Origin of the sequence: Microbulbifer sp. TB1203, from assembly GCF_030997045.1 — a bacterium.
Taxonomy (GTDB): Bacteria; Pseudomonadota; Gammaproteobacteria; order Pseudomonadales; family Cellvibrionaceae; genus Microbulbifer.
The window spans coordinates 3505046-3523335 of the sequence record NZ_CP116899.1 but is presented as its reverse complement, the minus strand read 5'-3'; the positions used below and the strand labels follow the sequence as shown (position 1 = coordinate 3523335).

General features: G+C 62.5%; 15 protein-coding genes. 8 read left to right on the top strand and 7 right to left on the bottom strand.

Translation table 11 applies throughout. The features are described 5' to 3' along the window. Positions 1-126: 126 nt before the first annotated feature. The gene (locus PP263_RS14765) at positions 127-1515 is read right to left on the bottom strand and encodes a nicotinate phosphoribosyltransferase (protein ID WP_308364386.1); all 1389 of its coding nucleotides are present in this window, start codon (positions 1513-1515) and stop codon (positions 127-129) included. A 40-nt stretch (positions 1516-1555) separates the two neighbouring features. Between PP263_RS14765 and PP263_RS22730 the strand changes: the two genes are divergently transcribed. The 5 genes from PP263_RS22730 to PP263_RS14745 all read left to right on the top strand — a co-directional run bounded on the left by PP263_RS22730 (position 1556) and on the right by PP263_RS14745 (position 5396). After that, entirely contained in the window at positions 1556-1813 is a 258-nt protein-coding gene (locus PP263_RS22730; protein WP_374693664.1) for an OB-fold-containig protein, read from the top strand. Then, positions 1764-1979 (top strand): hypothetical protein, encoded by a 216-nt coding sequence (locus tag PP263_RS14760; protein WP_308364385.1) that lies wholly within the window; start codon positions 1764-1766, stop codon positions 1977-1979. Before PP263_RS22730 ends, PP263_RS14760 begins: the two co-directional genes overlap by 50 nt. A gap of 230 nt (positions 1980-2209) precedes the next feature. Next, a complete protein-coding gene (locus PP263_RS14755) occupies positions 2210-4003 on the top strand; it encodes a hypothetical protein (protein WP_308364383.1) in 1794 nt (597 codons plus the stop codon). A gap of 114 nt (positions 4004-4117) precedes the next feature. Continuing rightward, positions 4118-5071 carry a DnaJ C-terminal domain-containing protein gene (locus tag PP263_RS14750; RefSeq protein WP_308364382.1) on the top strand — a complete coding sequence of 318 codons (954 nt, stop codon included), beginning with the start codon at positions 4118-4120 and terminating at the stop codon, positions 5069-5071. Between the two features lie 4 nt (positions 5072-5075). Further along, the gene (locus PP263_RS14745; RefSeq protein WP_308364380.1) at positions 5076-5396 is read left to right on the top strand and encodes a chaperone modulator CbpM; all 321 of its coding nucleotides are present in this window, start codon (positions 5076-5078) and stop codon (positions 5394-5396) included. A 63-nt stretch (positions 5397-5459) separates the two neighbouring features. On the opposite strand, the gene PP263_RS14740 is transcribed toward PP263_RS14745, so the two are convergent. Further along, a complete protein-coding gene (locus PP263_RS14740) occupies positions 5460-6440 on the bottom strand; it encodes a calcium/sodium antiporter (RefSeq protein WP_308364379.1) in 981 nt (326 codons plus the stop codon). Positions 6441-6682: 242 nt separating this feature from the next. Between PP263_RS14740 and PP263_RS14735 the strand changes: the two genes are divergently transcribed. The 3 genes from PP263_RS14735 (at position 6683) to PP263_RS14725 (ending at position 8829) form a co-directional block, all read left to right on the top strand. After that, positions 6683-6940 (top strand): hypothetical protein, encoded by a 258-nt coding sequence (locus PP263_RS14735; RefSeq protein WP_308364376.1) that lies wholly within the window; start codon positions 6683-6685, stop codon positions 6938-6940. Positions 6941-7177: 237 nt separating this feature from the next. Next, positions 7178-8269, top strand: coding sequence for a 4-hydroxyphenylpyruvate dioxygenase (gene hppD, locus PP263_RS14730; RefSeq protein WP_308364374.1), 1092 nt, complete (start codon positions 7178-7180; stop codon positions 8267-8269). Beyond that, positions 8269-8829, top strand: a complete 561-nt coding sequence (locus tag PP263_RS14725) for a VOC family protein (protein WP_308364372.1) — start codon at positions 8269-8271, stop codon at positions 8827-8829. The genes hppD and PP263_RS14725 overlap by 1 nt, the downstream gene beginning before the upstream one ends. 309 nt (positions 8830-9138) lie before the next feature. Here the strand turns inward: PP263_RS14725 and PP263_RS14720 are convergent, their stop codons facing one another. From PP263_RS14720 to PP263_RS14700, 5 genes are all read right to left on the bottom strand, one after another. Continuing rightward, entirely contained in the window at positions 9139-10665 is a 1527-nt protein-coding gene (locus tag PP263_RS14720; protein WP_308364371.1) for a tryptophan 7-halogenase, read from the bottom strand. Positions 10666-10868: 203 nt separating this feature from the next. Beyond that, complete coding sequence (locus PP263_RS14715; protein ID WP_308364370.1) at positions 10869-13223, bottom strand: TonB-dependent receptor domain-containing protein; 2355 nt, start codon at positions 13221-13223, stop codon at positions 10869-10871. A gap of 340 nt (positions 13224-13563) precedes the next feature. Continuing rightward, positions 13564-14628, bottom strand: coding sequence for a FecR domain-containing protein (locus PP263_RS14710; protein WP_308364369.1), 1065 nt, complete (start codon positions 14626-14628; stop codon positions 13564-13566). Continuing rightward, complete coding sequence (locus PP263_RS14705) at positions 14628-15236, bottom strand: sigma-70 family RNA polymerase sigma factor (RefSeq protein WP_308364367.1); 609 nt, start codon at positions 15234-15236, stop codon at positions 14628-14630. Before PP263_RS14705 ends, PP263_RS14710 begins: the two co-directional genes overlap by 1 nt. A gap of 153 nt (positions 15237-15389) precedes the next feature. Beyond that, on the bottom strand, positions 15390-18113 hold the full coding sequence (locus PP263_RS14700) for a TonB-dependent receptor (protein WP_308364366.1): 2724 nt from the start codon (positions 18111-18113) through the stop codon (positions 15390-15392). Positions 18114-18290: the final 177 nt, after the last annotated feature.

Sequence of the window (18290 nt, the reverse complement as noted above, 5' to 3'; positions counted from 1 at the left end):
GTGGGTGGGAAGAGGCTCGTTTCCTTCCGACACTTACTGTGTGTCGTCCAGTTTCGCAAGCGGCAAAGCCCCCACGAACAGCTTTCGGCGGGACACTGCGAGGATGGCATGAAGGGGCCTTGGTTTTTAGCGCAGCTCAGCCCGCGCGCGCACCTGGTCGAAGGATGTCTCCGTCAGTAGCCGTCCGTCCCGGAACACCGGCCGCAGCAGGTTCTCCCGTTCTCCCTGCTGTTCCAGTCGGATCGTCTCCATTTCCCCGTCCGGGTTCTCGATCAGCGCCAACCGCCCGCGCTTGGATTTCTTCTCCGGCCCGGTCACCGGATTCTTGTACACATCGTGCCACTGGCCATCGATGCGGATGGCGCTGGCCTTCATCGCGAAGCTCAGGATGTCCCGGTGCAGCTTCTGCAGCAGTTCGCCGCCCATACCGAAGGTGACGTTGTCGGCACTCTGTTTGCGCTCCTTCATCGCCTGCAGAATTTTGGGAATGGAACGCCGAGAGATGCCGTCGCCCTGGATGATGCGGATAAAGTCCGGCAGCATCCGGTAGCCCTTGCTATTCGTCTGACAGCCGAAAATACGCATCAGCCGCTCCAGGCTTTCGGTGACTATTCTCACCGGCTCGCCGGAGTCCGGCCTGATGACCAAGGTGCCGCCGTTGTCGATCACCCGCTGCCTGAGCACGCCGCCCCAGATATTCTCGATCGCATTCCAGATGTCGTAGCTGTCGCTGACCACCGCCACCAGTTTGTCCGGCCCGGCGAACTGGTCGAGCATATTGGCATAGGCGTCCGCCTCCCTTTCCTTCCCCCAGGCGGTCATGGTGCTGTGCTCGGCGGCGGGGATCGAGTAGCCGGCCATATCCGCGCCGTAATATTTTCGTGTCGCCACCAGCCCGGACACCGTGTCCGTGCCGTGGAAATTCACCAGGTGCGCCATGCCGCCGAGCATGGCCGTCTCCAGGCTGCTGGCGCCGCGGGCGCCGAAGTCGTGCAGCTTGAACGGCAGGCCGTCCAGGGAATCCGCGGTCTCCTCCAGGTAATGGGCAATGATCTTTTTGATCTCACGGCTCTGGGTGGCCACGGTCACCGGATACCAGATGGCGCGCACCAGGGCGGTCTCGATATAGGTAGTGAGCCAGAAACAGGCGGGGCAGGTGTTCACCACCTGCAGCATCACATTGTGCAGCGGCACCGCCGTGCCCTCGGGTACCGCGGATATCTCCAACGGGAGCAGGCCGCCGTGCTCCTCGACGATATGCTCCCAGCCGGCGCGGTGGCAGGGCAGGCCGTGGGCGTGCAGCATCGCCTCCGCCTCGTCGATATCCGCGGCGGAAACCGGCTGCTGCAGGTACTGCTTGATAAATGCCTGCAGCCCGAAAAACACCGCCTCGGGAAATTCGCCGCCGCGGCACTCCATGTAACTGCTCACATACTCGGAACCCGGCGGGTACTGCAGGTAGTGGCTGGCCTTGTAGCTGTCGACGTTGAGGATCAGGTTGTGCTCGGTCATCATCGGATTGTAGTTCCGCGGCCGCTCAACTTTTGCTCAAGCGGTGTCGCGGAGCCAAGAAAGGCGCGCGGCTATTCCTTCTCCTCTCCCCTTTATTTGGCGTGTATTTCTTTATAAGGAGAATTTCATCATCGGCGAAGCCGCCTCCGGCCCACCGGCAGAAGTGCGCTTCAGCGACCAGTTTGGCACCACCCATTATGTGATGGTGGAGCATCGCGCAAGGGCACCAGGCGCTGATCACCAAGGACCGGATGCGCGTGGATGTGCTCGCGGAATTCTACCTGCGGGTCAAGCCGGATAACGACGCCATCGGCAATGCCGCGCAGACTCTGGGGGTGCGCACCCTGGACCCGGAAGCCCTGGTCGGCAGCGCCCTCAAGCACCGCGCCATGGCGCCGCTGGTGGATTCCCTGCTGAAGGAGACCGGTGTCGGCGACTTCGCCAAGGTGCCGGAAACTGAAGCCTGAAACCAAAGCCGCCCAAGGACGGCTTTTTACTGGGCGATAAGACTCAACACAAATACTGGTCGAAAAAACGCAATCATGTTGTCTAATGTATCCGGTGTCCTCTTCGAAACAGCCGTCGAGAAACTCATTGTGTCCGTCGAGAAAGGCTCGTGTAACATTGCCGCATCACTTGAGGCTGACACCAGGAAGTAACTTTGAAAACGATAAATCTGTTGAGGACAATCGGCTCAATGAGCGCCAGCTTTCTGCTGGGCGCTTGCAGCGGCGATGGAGGCGAAGATTCCGGCAACGATGAGCGGGTACTTGCAACCCAGACCATTGAGGAGTTGCTGAATATCGGCGAACTCAGCGACTACATTTCTCTATATCCCACTACTCCCATGCGCGAGAGCCGCTGTGAGCTCGGCCAAGGACCGACATCAGGCGAGCTGATTGAAGAGGATGACTGCATCTACCGTTACCAGCCGGACAGCAGTTTTCTCGGCGACGATCAGGCGGTTATTAATATCCGCGGCGAAGACAGTGACGGAGGGGCGGTGCGACAGCGATTTAAGATCAATTTCTCAATACGTCTGCGCGAGCTGGATCTGGAGGCCCTCGGGGATACCGACGTGGTGAAGTTTGTCACTTTCCGGGTGGGGCCTGAATCTTTCTCTCCGCGAAACGATGTCGCTGGTCTGGGCGATTTCAACGGCGACGGGCGCGACGATTTCGGCATCCTATACAAGCGCGCGGAGACGAGTTATCCCGAAATGGCGGTGCTTTACGGCCGAGGCCAGTTCGACAGCCACTACGACCTGCTGGCGTGGCCCGAAAACATGGATCCGGCACTGGGCCACCATTTCAACTGGGGGGACTACCTGCTCGAGGTCAGCCCCCTCGGCGATTTCAATGCCGACGGCTACGACGATATCGCCCTCGGCAACCGCGTCTCCGCAGCCATCTTTGGTGGAGCCGACCCGGTGCCGGAGCCCTATACGGAAGTCACTATCAACAACAATACCCAAGTGGGCCTGCAAACGGCTGAGTTCAATGCAATCGTATCGGGGGAATCCCGCTACTTTACCCGCGGCGTGGGTGATATCAACGGTGATGGTGCCGTCGATATGGCGATGACCGGTGTCGAACCGACGGAGCCGAGCTACGGGCAGTTCTTTGTCGTACCCGGTGGAGCGGACGTCAGCGAGATTCCATCGACCGACGCGGAGTACGGAATCTATACCTTCCAGATGGCCGAGGCCGGTTACGCCGGGGACAGCTTCGGCTGGATACCGCAGGATGGTTTCGGCGACGTCAACGGAGACGGTATCGACGACCTGCTCACATCGGAAACTTCCATTGATGACCAATCCGAGGGGCGCGCCTATCTGTTTTACGGCAACGGTAATTTCCCCCGTGTGACCACGGTGGATACGTTCGCGCAGACCATCCCCGGTGGCATGGTAGTCACCTCCGTACCAGAAACCGGAACCCGCCTCGGTCGCTGCCTATCCATCGTCAATGATCTCAATGGCGATGGCTTGGACGAAATAGCCCTGGGCCAGGACGGCAACGACGAGGGAAGCGCTGAGAGACTGCGCATTATTTATGGCAGCGGCAATTTCCCGGAGACGGTGCAGCTGCAATCGGAGGAAACGGTGTTTGACGACGCGCCGAACGGCGGTTTTTCCGTGATCGGCAGAGGCTCCTGTCGGGCCTTATCCGTGGGGGATGTGAATGGCGACGACTACAACGATCTGGCCGTCATGGACACCCACGACACCTATATCAATGCGGGCAGTTTTACCCTGATTTACGGCGGTGCCGATATCCCCCGGGAAGTCTCGCTGTATGAACGTTCAAACCGTATGGTCCGCTTCTATACTGGCGGAACCTCCTTGACTGGCTATACCGGCGAAGTCTCCACTGTTGCCGGTGTGGGAGATGTCAATGGCGACGGCTACGACGACATGCTGGTGCCCACCCGCGAGAACGAAACAGGTGATGTATTCCTGTTGCTGGGAGGCAGCTACTTTTTCGAATAAGCGCCGGGGCGAGCCGGAGGAGGAGAGCGGTACGTCAGTCTCGTGGAAAATGCGGTGCTTTTCGGCTTTCCTGAATTGAGAGAGTGCCGAATCTGGTCGCAACCCCGAGCACGCATGGAATACAAGGACTACTACAAAATCCTCGGCCTCGAACGCGACGCCAGCCAGGATGAGATCAAGCGTGCCTACCGCAAGCTGGCGCGCAAATATCATCCGGACGTGAGTGCGGAGGCGAGTGCCGAGGACCGCTTCAAGGAGGTCAGCGAGGCCTACGAGGTGCTCAAGGACCCGGAGAAGCGCGCCGCCTACGACCAGTTGGGCAGCGGCTGGCAGTCGGGGCAGGAGTTCCGCCCGCCGCCGGACTGGGACCAGGGCTTCGAGTTTCACGGTGGCGGCTTTACCGAGGCGGATCCGGAGATGTTCAGCGACTTCTTCGAGAGCCTGTTTGGCCGCGGCGGATTTTCCCCGGGATTCGGCGGCGGCTTTCGGCGCGAGTACCGCGCCCGGGGCGAGAACACCTACGCCAGGATCGCCATCGACCTGGAGGACAGCTACCGCGGCGCCACCCGCCAGATCACTTTGAAGCACTCCGAACTGGGCCCGGACGGCCGCCCGCAGCTGCGCGAGCGCACCCTCAACGTGAAGATTCCCAAGGGTGTCACGGAGGGCCAGCAGATACGCCTGGCGGGTCAGGGAGAACCGGGATTCGGCGGTGGCGGCACCGGGGACCTGTACCTGGAGATCCACTTCAATCCTCACCCGTTCTATTCGGTGGAGGGCAAGACGGTGTACCTGGACCTGCCGGTAACTCCCTGGGAGGCGGCGCTGGGAGCGAAGGTGCGGGTGCCCACGCCGGAGGGCGCGGTCAATCTCACCGTGCCCGCCAACAGTGCCACCGGCGGCAAGCTGCGGCTCAGGGGCCGCGGCATACCGGCCGCGGAGCCCGGAGACTTCTATGTAGTGTTGAAGGTGGTCCCGCCGCCGGCTGACACCGAGGCGGAGAAGGAGGCCTACCGCCGCTTCGGCGACGCCTTCGACTTCAATCCGCGAAGCGGCATGGGAGGCTGACGCAATGAAAACCCAACTTGCGGAGGAGATCAGCGGCGCGCTGCTCGACGAGCGCTACGAACTCACCCTCAGCGAACTCTGCCGCGCCTGCGAACTGCCGGCGGAGGAGGTTCTCGCGCTGGTGGAGGAGGGAGTTATCGAACCCCTGGGCCAGGGGCGGACCCAGTGGCGTTTCAGCGGTATCTGCGTGCGGCGGGTGCGACGGGTGCGGAGCCTGAAGCGGGACCTGGGTGTGAACCTGCCCGGCGCGGCGCTGGCGATAGAACTGCTGGAGGAAATTGAGCACCTTCAGGCACAGCTGCGCCGTTTCGAAGAGCAACTGTAGGAGCGGGCGCCCTGGGAACGCCGAGCTCCAGCTCGGCATGCGGGCCGGAGGCTCGCCGGAGTGTTAAACCACCGCCCGCGTAATCGTCATCACCAGATAGGCGTTGTAGACGATATAGGCGAGCAGCAGCACTCCGCCCCCCCAGCGGTTGATCTGCCCCTGGCCGCGAAAGCCATAACCGAAAACGAACAGCGCCACCGTCAGCCCCACCATCACCGGCCAGTCCCGGGTCAGCACTTCCGGCGGAACGTTCGACATGGGCGCGATGGCGCCAGCGATCCCCACCACCGCCAGCAGGTTGAACATGTTCGAACCCACCACATTGCCGATGGCGATATCGTGCTCGCCCTTGCGCGCGGCGATCACCGTGGCCGCCAGTTCCGGCAGCGAGGTACCCAGGGCGACGATGGTGAGGCCGATGATCAGGTCGCTGACCCCCAGCGACTCGGCGATGGTCACCGCGCCCCAAACCAGGATGCGCGAACTGACGATCAGCAGCGTGAGGCCCACGGCCAGCCAGAAGAGTGCGCGCGGCAGCGTCATTGGATGGGCTTCCAGCTCGCTCTCCATTTCCTCGCCGAAGTCGTCCCCCTTCCCGCGCAGGGCGGAGAAAATGGACCAGCCCACCAGGCCGAAGAAGCCCAGCAGCAGCACCAGCGCCTCCCAACGCTCCAGGCTGTCGTTCCACAGGAAAGCGCCGGTCAGGCAGCTGATCGCCAGCAGCAGCGGCAGCTCCTTGCGCACAATCCTGGAGTGCATTGTCAGCGGTATCAGCAGCGCGGTGAACCCCAGGATCAGCCCGGTGTTGGCAATATTGGAGCCGTAGGCGTTGCCCAGCGCCAAGCCCGGGCTGCCGTCCAGGGCCGCCATCGCCGACACCACCATCTCCGGCGCCGAGGTGCCGAAACCGACGATCACCATGCCGATCAGCAGGGGCGGCATACCGGCGTGCTTCGCGGTGGCCGCGGCGCCGTCCACGAAGCGGTCGGCGCTCCAGATCAGCAGGGCGAAACCGGCAGCGATGGCGAGGGCGGCGAGGATCATAGGGCGTCCTGTTGTCAGTGAACTCGGGGTGGGGCTCCGCGACACGGGCCTGCAAACGGGGGCCGATTGTAACGGCTCAGCGGAATTCAGAAAGGGCGTAATTGCGATTCAGGACAAATCGCTGCTGGGCTACAGTGAATACATATCCGGTCGAGTATGACTAGGTGCCGGTGTCCACAGTGGCCGATAACCCATAGCCCCGCCGGTGCGGGGTGCCGATATGTACCCGAGAGGAGGTACCCATGAGCGTAAAGGCTTCAGCCAAAGTACTGGCGGTATTCGCATTGACCGTGTTGTTTGCGGCCTGTGCTCCACCGGATGACCAGCGGGAAAACGAACAACAGAACAGGGCTGGGGGGCCGACCGGGTGCTGCCAGAGAACGGAAACATCCTGCGCGAGCCCGGTTACCAAGGAGCAGTGCGATGAGATCAGGGGTGCTTTTCACGAGGGTGGAGACTGCAGGTCCGACACCGGCAGCTGTGGCGTGGAGCACGAATAGATTCTCCGACGCGGCCTGAGCGCCGCAGCACCCGCAAACCGCCCGCGATTCCTCCCGGCCAGGTGGCAGAGTTGCCTGGCCGGGTTCCGCCAGTTCGCTGCAGATAGGCGGCGAGATCCCAAATTCAGCCCCCTTGACTGTAGTTGCAATTGTAACTAAATTGGTTGCACTTGAAACTAATGAGTCTGCTGCCGCGCCCCGACGGCGGTGCAATGAGAGAAAAAAAGGGAGGGCCGAATGTCCGATTTGTTTGAAAACCCCATGGGTCTCGACGGCTTTGAATTTGTGGAGTTTACCGCTCCTGAGAAAGGCATCCTCGAGACCGTATTCGAGGCCATGGGCTTCGAGAAGGTCGCCCGGCACCGGTCCAAAGACGTGGAGCTGTGGCGCCAGGGCGATATCAACTTTATCACCAACTACGAGCCCAACAGCCACGCCTACTACTATGCGCAGGAGCACGGCCCCTCCGCCTGCGGCCTGGCCTTCCGGGTAAAGGACGCCAAGTTCGCCTACAGCGAAGCACTCAAAAAAGGCGCCCAGCCGGTCGACGTAGCCACCGGCCCCATGGAGCTGCGGCTGCCGGCGATCAAGGGCATCGGCGGCGCCACCCTGTACCTGATCGACCGCTACCGGGAAGGCGAAGCCATCTACGATATCGACTTCCAGTGGCTCGAAGGCGTCGACCGCCATCCGCAGGGCTGCGGCTTCCACACCCTGGATCACCTGACCCACAACGTCTACCGCGGCCGCATGGAGTACTGGGCCAACTACTACACCGAGCTGTTCAACTTCCGCGAAATCCGCTACTTCGACATCAAGGGCGAGTACACCGGCCTGCTCTCCAAGGCCATGACCGCACCGGACGGCAAGATCCGCATCCCCCTGAACGAAGAGGCCGCCGGTGGCGGCGGCCAGATCGAAGAGTTCCTGATGAAATACAACGGCGAGGGCATCCAGCACATCGCTTTCGCCTGTGACGATCTGCTCGCCTGCTGGGACAGGCTCAAGGCCCGCGGCATGGAATTCATGACCCCGCCGCCAGAGACCTACTACGAAATGCTGGAAGAGCGCCTGCCCGGCCACGGTGAGCCCACCGGGGAATTGAAATCCCGCGGCATCCTGCTGGACGGCACCACCGAGGGCGGCCAGCCGCGCCTGCTGCTGCAGATCTTCTCCGCCAACATGCTCGGCCCGGTGTTCTTCGAGTTTATCCAGCGCAAGGAAGACGAGGGCTTCGGCGAGGGCAACTTCAAGGCCCTGTTCGAGTCCATCGAGCGCGACCAACTGCAGCGCGGCGCAATCAAGAAAGAAGAGAAGGCGAGGGCCTGATGGCGATCAAACGCATTCACCACGTGGCCTATCGCTGCAGGGATGCCAGGGAGACGGTGGAGTTCTACCGCGATCTCCTCGGCATGGACTTCCAACTGGCCATCGCCGAAGACAAGGTGCCCTCCACCGGCGCGCCGGACCCCTACATGCACGTGTTCCTCGACGCAGGCATGGGCAATGTGCTGGCTTTCTTCGAGCTGCCCAACTCCCCGGAGATGGGCCGCGACGAAAATACGCCCCAATGGGTGCAGCACATCGCCCTGGAGGTGGAGAGTATGGACGAACTGCTGGCGGCCAAGGACAAACTGGAAGCCGCCGGCATCGACGTGCTCGGCCCGACGGATCACACCATTTTCAAATCCATCTATTTCTTCGACCCCAACGGCCATCGCATCGAGTTGGCCGCCAATACCGCCAGGCCGGGGATGCACAAAGAGCTGAAGCGGGTGGCGGAAGACATGCTCGAGGAGTGGTCCAGAACCAAAAAAGCACCCAGGCACGCCGCGTGGATGCACGGCGAGGAAGAGTTTGTACCGATTGTTGACGAGAAGCGGAGTTGAGCCTGCATTGATTGCGAAAGCCGGCGGAGCGCCTTTCCGGGACAGTCGTAGGGTGCGCCGTGCGCACCAAAAAACCTGAGGTCCCCGGCAGCCCTGGAGCGGTGCGCACGGCGCACCCTACGGTTGAACTCCGAAACTTGGAAAGAACTACTCTGTAGGAGCCTGTTGTGACCGCCATGGATGGCGGAAATGCAGATTTTGCAGGAGCAAAAATCTGCCAGGCGAACGGCTGCGGAGTTCCGTTGTTGTTCGCCTGCAAGCAGGCTCCTACAGCGGGGAGTAGTTCGCGACGGGCAGTTGGTGGTGGTCTTAGGTGAGGGGCGCCGCGCGGCAATGCTGCTCGATAAACTCGTCATGTGTCGGCATGGCCTCGGCGCCGCGGCGCAGTAACTGGCGCATCTCCTCCAGCATACCCAGCAGTTTCCGCTCCGGCTTGTTGTCCACCACTGGATCGTGGTGCTCCGGGACAATACCCTGACCCATCAACACCGCCAGCCAGCTTGCGCTCTTGAACAGGTCTTCCTCGCGCTCAAAGATGCGGCCTCGGTTGCGGAACAGGGCGACGCGGTGTGCGAGCGTCTGCGGAACCGGCATCTCGCGACAGTATTGCCACAGCGGTTCGCTGCGCGCATTGGCGCAGTAGTGGAGGATGATGAAATCGCGGATAAACTCATATTCCCGGGCCGTTTGCGCGTTGAATTCGTCGATGTCCGCTTGGTGGAACTCGCGTCCGGGAAACAGCAGCAACAGCCGCGAAATACCGGTCTGTACCAGGTGGATGGCCGTCGACTCCAGCGGCTCCATAAAACCCGCCGCCAGTCCCAGCGCCAGGCAGTTCCGGTGCCAGAATTCCCGGCGCCGGCCGGTGGTGAAGCGCAGGCGTTTCGGTTCCGCCAGCGGCTGCCCCTCCAGGTTGGCGAGCAGTGTGGCGACGGCTTCGTCTTCGGAGAGGTGGTCGCTGCAGTAGACCAGGCCATTGCCGGTGCGGTGCTGCAGGGGAATACGCCACTGCCAGCCGGCGGCGCTGGCGGTGGATTGGGTATAGGGCCTTGTAGGACCGACATTTTCCGAGGGCACCGCCACGGCGCTGTCCGCCGGCAGGTGGTGAGACCAGTCCTCGTAGCCGACGTTCAGGGCCCCGCCAATCAGCAGCCCGGCAAAGCCGCTGCAGTCGATAAAGAAATCCCCCTCCAGCATCTGCCCCGACTCCAGCACCAGACTGCGGATATGGCCGTTACCCGTGTGCAGGGTCACATCCACCACCTTCCCCTCTACTCGCTTCACGCCCAGCCCCTCGGCGTAATGGCGCAGGAATTTCGCGTAGAGGCCGGCATCGAAATGGTAGGCGTAGCCGAGCGAGGAGAGTATCGAGCCGGGGTCGGAGTTCGCGGGCAGGAAGCGCCCCAATTCCGCCGCCACGGCGCACAGGGAGTAGTCGGACAGGCTGCCGCAGTCGGCAATGGTGCTGCCGCGCAGCCAGTACTGGTGAAACGGAATCGAGTCGAATTCGCGGCCGTAGTGACCAAAGGGGTGGAAGTAGCGGCCGTCGGGTTTGCCCCAGCCGCGGAATTCGATACCCAGTTTAAAGGTGGCCTGGGTCGCGCGGATAAAATCCACTTCGCGGATTCCCAGCATTTTGTGAAAAGTCTGGATGGTGGGAATGGTGGCCTCGCCGACACCGACGGTACCGATGGCCTCGGACTCGACCAGGGTAATGTCGCAGTGGTCCCGGCCCAGTACCCGCGCCAGTGCCGCAGCTGCGGTCCAGCCGGCGGTGCCGCCGCCGGCGATAACGATGCGGCGGATTTTATTGTTGCTTGTCTGCTGTTCTGTCATTGTTTTTATAGAAAGTTTTTCATAAAAGTAACTACTCACCCCTGTAGGAGCGGGGGGGCGGCCATCCGCTCCTACAGGGTGGTTCCCTTAAGCCAATGCAGGTTCCCTGTGAGTGAGTAGTTACCCATAAAAAAGGGTCCAGCCGCAAGCGGCTGAACCAGGGCGTCGTGCGGTACAACGTAACAACGCGAGAGGGCTTCTGATTAAAAGCGATAGGCAAAACGCAATCCGGCCTCCCGCGACGGAGCCCAGGTGTAGGCAGTCTGGACGCCGCCGATAAACAACTCCTGTTTGATGCCCTCGTCGGTCAGGTTGTTGCCGTAGAGTTCCGCCGTCCAGCTGTCGTCGGCACTGGCATAGGTCAGGCTCGCATCGAATTTCGCATAGGCTTCCTGCACGTCGAAATCCCTTTCGCCGGGGTCATTCGGGGCCAGGGTGCCGGCGGGTCGGTCGCCGCGGTTTTCGTAGGTCAGGTAGGTATCATCCTGGTAGGTCACGCGAATCCGCGGTGTGAGGATGTCCCCGTTGCCCATGGGAATATCGTGCTTGTAAGACACGCTCAGGGTTACCTCCGGCGCGTTCGGCAGGGTGTTGCCGGAAAAATCCCACAGGTCGTTTTCACAGGTGGAACCGGCGCCGGGGCCGATCGCGCAGGAGTTCCAGTTCAGGCCGGCATCGCTGTTGAAATTGGTTTCCTGGCCGTCGTAGTCGTCGTAGGTGGCATCCAGCAGGGAACCGGTGGCAGTGAGCACGCCGTTTTCGGTCACCGCGTAATTCATGGTGAATTCCAGCCCTTGAATAGTGGCGGAACCGGCATTGGTTTTGGTCAGCCGCGACTCGCCGGTAACCGGATCGATCACCGCGGAGGTCACCTGCATGTCGGTGTAGTCCATCAGGAACAGGTTGGCGTTCAGCGTCATGCGGTTGTCGAGCAGGTAGGACTTGATACCCAGTTCCAGGCTGTTGTTTTCTTCCGGTTGCTGAACCAGCTGGCTGTTGCCGGCTACATCCGGATTTTCATTGGTATTGGTGGGGCTGGCGTTCTGGCCGTCCTGCAGCACGCCGGACTTCCAGCCGGTGGCGTAGGACAGGAAGAGCATCACGTCCGCGCTGATATCCTTTTCCAGGCGGACGAGGTAGGTGGTGTCGCTCCAGTCGTCCTTCATGTCGTTGATCTGGCGGTAGTAGCAGCCCTGGCCGCCGTCGGCAACGATTTCAGCCTGGCTGCCGAAGCCGATATCGATCGGGCCGGGCCCGTGGGCATAAGTGCAGTCGATGCTGCGGCCGCCCTTGTCCTCGCGGGTGTCGTCGGTATAGCGCAGGCCGGCGGTGGCGCGCCAGGTGTCGGTGAGATCCAGGGTGCCCTGCACATAGGCGCTGCGGGATTCGGTGCTGCGGTTCGGCTGCTGGAAGGAGGACAGGGTGACATCCTGGTCCTGGGGGGTGAAGCCCCAACTGCCGTGCAGCATGTCGAAGCGGATATCGTTTTCCTCCTCGAAAGCGTAGAGGCCGGCGGTCCAGCGAAAACGGTTGTCGTCGGAGTTTTTCAGCTGCAGCTCGTGGGAGCTGGCCTCGTGACCCGAGGACACGGTGTTGCGGGTATCGCCCTGGAACTGGTTGCCGTACAGCTGGCTCTGGGACATGTCGGTGTAGCCGCCGATATAGCTCAGCATCATGTCGTTGCCGAAGGTGTAGTCGAGGCGGGTGCGGATGGTATCGGTTTCCAGGTCGATGTCACCGGCCGCGGTTGCATCGTTCACTTGATCGTCGAAATCCGTGCTGGGCAGGTCGCCGGTCCCCTGATTGGCGAAATATTCGTAGGACAGGAACCACTCCAGGTTTTCCGTCGGCCGGAACAGGGAGCTGGCGCGGAAAGACGACAGGTCTTTGGTGCCGTATTCATCTTCTCCCGCAAACGGATTGCCGTCGGCGTAGTCGGTTTCCCCGTCCTGCTGGTCGGTGACGCCGGCAAAGCGCAGCGCCCACTGGTCGTTGATCGGCGTGTTGAGCATAAAGCGCAGCGCCTGCCGGCTGCGCTCGCCCAGGGTGGCGCTGACCGAACCGGCGAAGTCGTCACTGGGCTTGGCGGTCACCAGCGATACCGCACCGGCGGTGGAGTTGCGGCCGAACAGTGTCCCCTGAGGCCCGCGCAGAACCTCCACTCGCTCCATATCGTACATCAGCGCGGTGGCGCCCTGGGCGCGCGCGGAAAAGACGCCGTCGGTATAGAAGGCGACACCGCCGTCGCCGGCTTCCGTCTGGTCGATGGTGCCCTGGCCGCGGATGAAAATCAGCGGCACGCCGTGGTCGCCGTTGGAGCGGATCTGCAGGCTGGGGGCCATGCCGCGCAGATCGAAGATATTGGTTACGTGGTTTTCCACCAGGGTATTTTCGCTGAAGGCAGAAATGGCCAGCGGGGTATCCTGCAGGTTTGTGGTCCGCTTGGTCGCGGTCACAGTCACTTCTTCCAACTCGTAGGCCAGGGCGCCGCCGGCCTGCAGTGCCACCGCGGAAGCGATCACGGTGGCCAGCTTGTTATTCCTGAATGACTTGCTCATTCTCTCTCTCCGTTGTTTTCTCCATGAAGGGCGCGCATTTGTGATAATGCATTTTGCGCGCAAACATGAAACGGACAGGGAGGGTAAAACGTCTCCCCCGGAGTGCGTTTTATTTCTTAATTCGCCGCGAACCGAGGCTGATCGCGGGCATGTCGGATGGCCGCCCCGCCGCTCCTACAGGTGGCTCCCTTAAGCCAATGCAGGTTACCTATGAGTGAGGAGTTACCTTAGGGAACCTCTGAACATCGTCATTCCGGCGAAGGCCGGAATCCAAAGGACGGTGATTTCTCTGGGCTCCGGCCTTCGCCGGAGTGACGAAATAGAGTATTCAGAACTTGAGTTAATTTGCAGTCGTCCGCGGCCAGATCACGATGCGGTTGTCGGCTTCGCGATAGACGCTGACCGGCAGTGATTGTTCCAGCATGGAAATCATGGTCTCCACCTGGTTCACGGAAAAGGAAGTGGTCACTCGCAGCTCCGCCAGCTGCGGCGCACCGAGAAGGATGCCGCCCGGCCGATAGCGGTTGGCGTCCGCCACTACTTCAGAGAGCCGTGCATTCCGGTAGACGAGCTTGCCGCGGCGCCAGCTCGCGAGTTCGTCTGCGCCGATTGTTTCCACGTTGCCGCTGCCCTCCGCACTCACGCGCACCCGTTGGCCCGCGAGCAGTCGCACTCTTGTAGCCGCGGTGTTGCGGTTTTCTTTGCGGCTCTTGTGATCCACGTGATCCACGTGAGTTACGTCCACTATGCCCTCCTCGACGGACACCTTCACGCCGCCGGGCGCGCGATGCACCTCGAAGCGCGTACCCACCACCCTGACGCTGGCATTGTCCGTGTTGACGAAGAAGGGCCGCGCGGGATCGGTGGCGACCGAGAAAAAAGCCTGGCCCTTCAGCAGGGAGATATCGCGGCGGCGCTCCGCGAAAGTGAACTCGATCTGCGAGTCGGCCCCGAGGGTGACTTCGCTGCCGTCCTGCAGCGTGATGGTGCGCGTCTGCGCGATACCGGTCTTATAAGAGCCGGGTGCGGGGTCACTGCCGGGTGCCCCCAAATTGATACTTGCCAGCCCTACAGCCATAAACACTACCAGTGCCATAGCGAGCGCCGGGGCCGGCGCCGGCGCCGGCGCGCCGCGCAGGAAACCGCTCAGGGTTCTCTGCAGTCGCTCGCGCCAGCCAGTTCGCGCAGTCTGCGCGCGCAGACGCTCGCCCTCCGCGGTGGCGGCAATCGCCAGCAGGCCGCGGTCCACCTGTTCCAGTTGCCGGTAGCTGGCCCGGTGCGAAGGCTCCTCCATCCACCGCTCGAATTCCGCCTCTTCCCGCGGGCTGAGGTTGCGCTCGTGCCGGAGCATAAACCACGACCGCGCCCGCTCATCCACAAGCCTCTGACTGCGCCCCTGCGCCATTACAAGTCCCCCCCATTGGCACGAAGCTCGGCCTGGCACGCGGCCAGCGCTTTAGCGACATGCTTTTTAACTACGGTTGCCGACAGACCCTCCCGCCGCGCTATCTCCGCGTAAGACAGCCCGTCGACACGATTCATCAACAACAGTCTCCGCCGCTTCTGCGGCATGCCCCAGAGCGCGCGACTGATCAATCCCAACAGCTGGCGCCCGACCGCGACCCGCTCCGGGCTGACGCTGTCGATTTCGATTTCGGGGTCGCTCTCTGCCGATTGCGCGAAGTCCCTGCGTACCTGGTTGCGGCGCAGCAGGTCGATGGCGGCGTTGCTGACCGTCCTGTACAGGAAGGCGCGGACATTCTCCACTTCCGCCGACTCGAACAGCGGCGCAAACCGGGTAAAGGCGGCCTGCATTACGTCCTCGGCCTCGACCGCAGTCAGGCCGAACTTACCGGTCGCGTAGCGGCACAATTCCCGGTGGTGTTCGCGGTAGTAGTCGCTCAGGGCTTTCCCTCTATCGCTGAGGGCTTTTTCCTCGCCGAGCGCTTTTTCTTCCCCGCTGAGGGCTCTTTTGTTATTGGCCGCCAAGGGGCTGGCCGAGGCTTGCAACATGGAAATTGTTCACCATTTCTTCTCTCTTGGGGATTCCCCGCATCGTTTTTTGCCCGGGAATTCCGCGGCGGAGTTCCGGGCATTTTTTTATTCTCGACCGCTTGAGACGCAGCGGCCTTGGCAATCGTCCCCCCTTGGATGGAAAAAGGTTGGTTAGTCGAACTGCACGCCCAGGTGAACGCCGAGGGTGCGCGGCGGGGCGAGGTAGAATTCCGGGCGCGTCAGCTCCGGGGTCTCGACGTCGTAGCGCACCAGTTCGTCGGTGAGATTCTCTCCGTACAGCTCCACCCACCAGTTGCCAGCGCTCGGCTCTATCCTGATACCAGCATCCCACAGCCAGTAGGCCGGCTGAGAGTCGATGCTTGCGGCGGGGCCATTGGGGTCTTCCACCCAGAGGCCGGTGCGATTGTCCCGCAGCTTGCCACTGCGCTGTCCGCGGTTGGCCTCATCGAAATAGACCCGGTCGGAATAGCGCACGCCGAGCCGCGAGGTGAGCCGCGCCAGGTCGCGGATGGTCACGCTGTGGCTGTAATTCAGGCCGAAGCTCAGCTTCGGCGCCTGCTTGAGCTGGTTGCCGCTGAAATCCATCAGGTCGGGGATGTCGGTATCGCCAGCGCTGGGGTTCCAGGTCTGGCCGTAGCGCGGAAAGTCGTTGTCGACACCGAGAAAACGGTCGTAGCGGGCATCGAGCAGCGACAGGAAACCGCCCAGATGCCCGTTGAGGCTGGTGGCCCAGTTGAGTTCCAGCTCCAGGCCGCGGATGGTGGCCGAGGCGGCGCTGGTGCTGCGCACCCGCTCAAAGCCCCGTTCGTCCACGGCCACACCGGACACCTGCAGATCCCGGTAGTGTGTATTGAACAGGGCGCCGTTGAGGGTCATGGCGCCGTCGAGGAGCCCCAGCTTGAAACCCAGCTCCAGGTTGGTGCTGGTCTCCGGTTCCACATAGGCGCGCGCCTGGGGATTGTCGCTGTTGTTGGTGGCGATCAGATCGGCCAGCGCCGCGCGGAAGCGGGGATCGTCGGCGCCGGCATAGACACCTTCCAGGCTGCCACCATCCTCGACGATACCGGGCTTGAAGCCTTCGGCGTAGAGCAGGTACAGCAGGGCTCGCGGCCGCGGTCGCCAGGACACCCGTGCCATGGTGGTGGTGCTGTCCCACGACTGCGATACGTCGTTGTAGTTGCTGACGAAACACTGTCCCTCCGCGGCGGACTCCCGGTTCACCGCCACCTGGCCCAGCTCTCCGCCGCGGTCGGAGCGGATCAGGTCGGGGCAGCCGATATTGCGTCCGCCGCGATCATAGCGCCGGTCGCGCCCGGTCCTCGCGCCGGCGGACAGCTGCCACTGGTGTGGCAGATCGATATCCAGCTGGCCGTAGAAGGCACTCAGCCGCGAGCCGCGGTCCGGCTGCTGGAAACTGTGCGCGGGCGCACCGCCCCAGCCGCTGCCGTCGCTGGTCTGGTGCTCGAGGTCGAAGCGTATATCGTTGCGTTCACTGAAGTCGAAATAGGCCAGCAGCCAGCGCAGCGGCTGGTCGTCGTCGCTCTTGAGCTGCAGTTCGTGCTGGCGCGAGATATGGTCCGCCCAGACGGTGCGGTTGCTCTGGTGGTATTCGCGCGGATCCGTCTCGCTGCCGAGAGCGCCGCTGCGGTCGCCGTCCCAGTCCTGGCTGCGGTGCATGCGACTGTAGCCGGCGATATAGGTGAGGCCCATGCCGTTGTCGAATGTCCACTCGAGGCGGCTGCGATAGGTGTCCTGCACCAGGTCCGTCTTGCCGGGGGTGTCGATCCGCACCGGTGTGTGGTGGTCCGCCACTGGCAGGCTGCCCGCGCCGCGATCTTCGAAGCGCTCGTAGCTGGACCACCAGTTGAGGTTGTCGCTCGCGCGCCAGCTGGAACTCAGGCGGTAGCCGAAGCGGTCCGCATTGTTGTAGCGTTCCGACGCGCCGGCGGACGCGGAGTCCGGCGCAAACCTGGTATAGCCGTCGGCCTCGTCGGAGGCGCCGGCCAAGCGCAGTGCCCAGTCGTCCGTCACCGGCAGGTTGACGACGCCGGTCAGCTTCCTGCGCCGGTAATTGCCGAAGGTGGCGCCGAAGCGGGAAAATGCCTCCTGTTCCGGCCGCGCCGTGTGGTAATTGATGACCCCGGCAGTGGAGTTGCGCCCGAACAGGGTGCCCTGCGGGCCGCGCAGCACCTCCACCCGGCCCAGGTCGTAGAACATTGCGGAAGAGCCCTGGTTGCGACTGCTGTAGATGCCGTCCACATGGGTGGCGAGACCCGGGTCGCCGGCTTCGGTGTAATTGTCCGAGCCGACGCCGCGCAGGTACAGCATCGATGCCGTGTGGTCGCCGTTGCGCGCAATCTCCAGGCTGGGAACCTGCCGCACCAGCTTGAACAGACCGTCGATCTGGCGCTCTTGCAGCAGTTCGTCGCCGAGCGCGGTCACCGCCATCGGGGTTTCCTGCAGCTTGGTGGGCCTTTTACTGGCCACCACCACCACCTCGTCGAGATAGGGTCCGTCCTCCGCCGTTTTTGCAGAGGCGCGGTCTCTTCCGGCCCGGCCGGCAGGCGCGGGCAGTATCACCAGACCCTGGCCGTCCACCTGCCTGAAGGTCAAGCCGGAACCCTCCAGCAACAGCGCCAGTGCCTCCCGGGCCGGCATTTCCGCGTTGAGTGGTGGCGACTCTCCCGTCAGGTCGAGCTCCGATGAGGCCAGTACCGCGAGTCCCGACTGGTGGGAGAATTCCAGCAGCGCCTGGCTCAAGGGTTGCGGGGGAATATCGAAGCGGAAAGGTGCATACGGCTGCGGAGCCGCTGCGGGGACAGTTTCCGCCGCGTACGAGAGGGCGCCACCGGCACCCAGAAATGCCGCCAGCAATAACGGGAAACCTGACCTCGTACGGGCCGCAAGCATGGGCATTTCATATCGCCGGAAGGCGCGGGGCGGGGCCGGAGAGGCCGCAGACAACGGCGGGCCGCCAACGCAAATTTTATTTTCGTGAGCGCCCGAAAATACACCAGTAAACCGAAGCAAATCAACAGCGCGCGGCCGCCC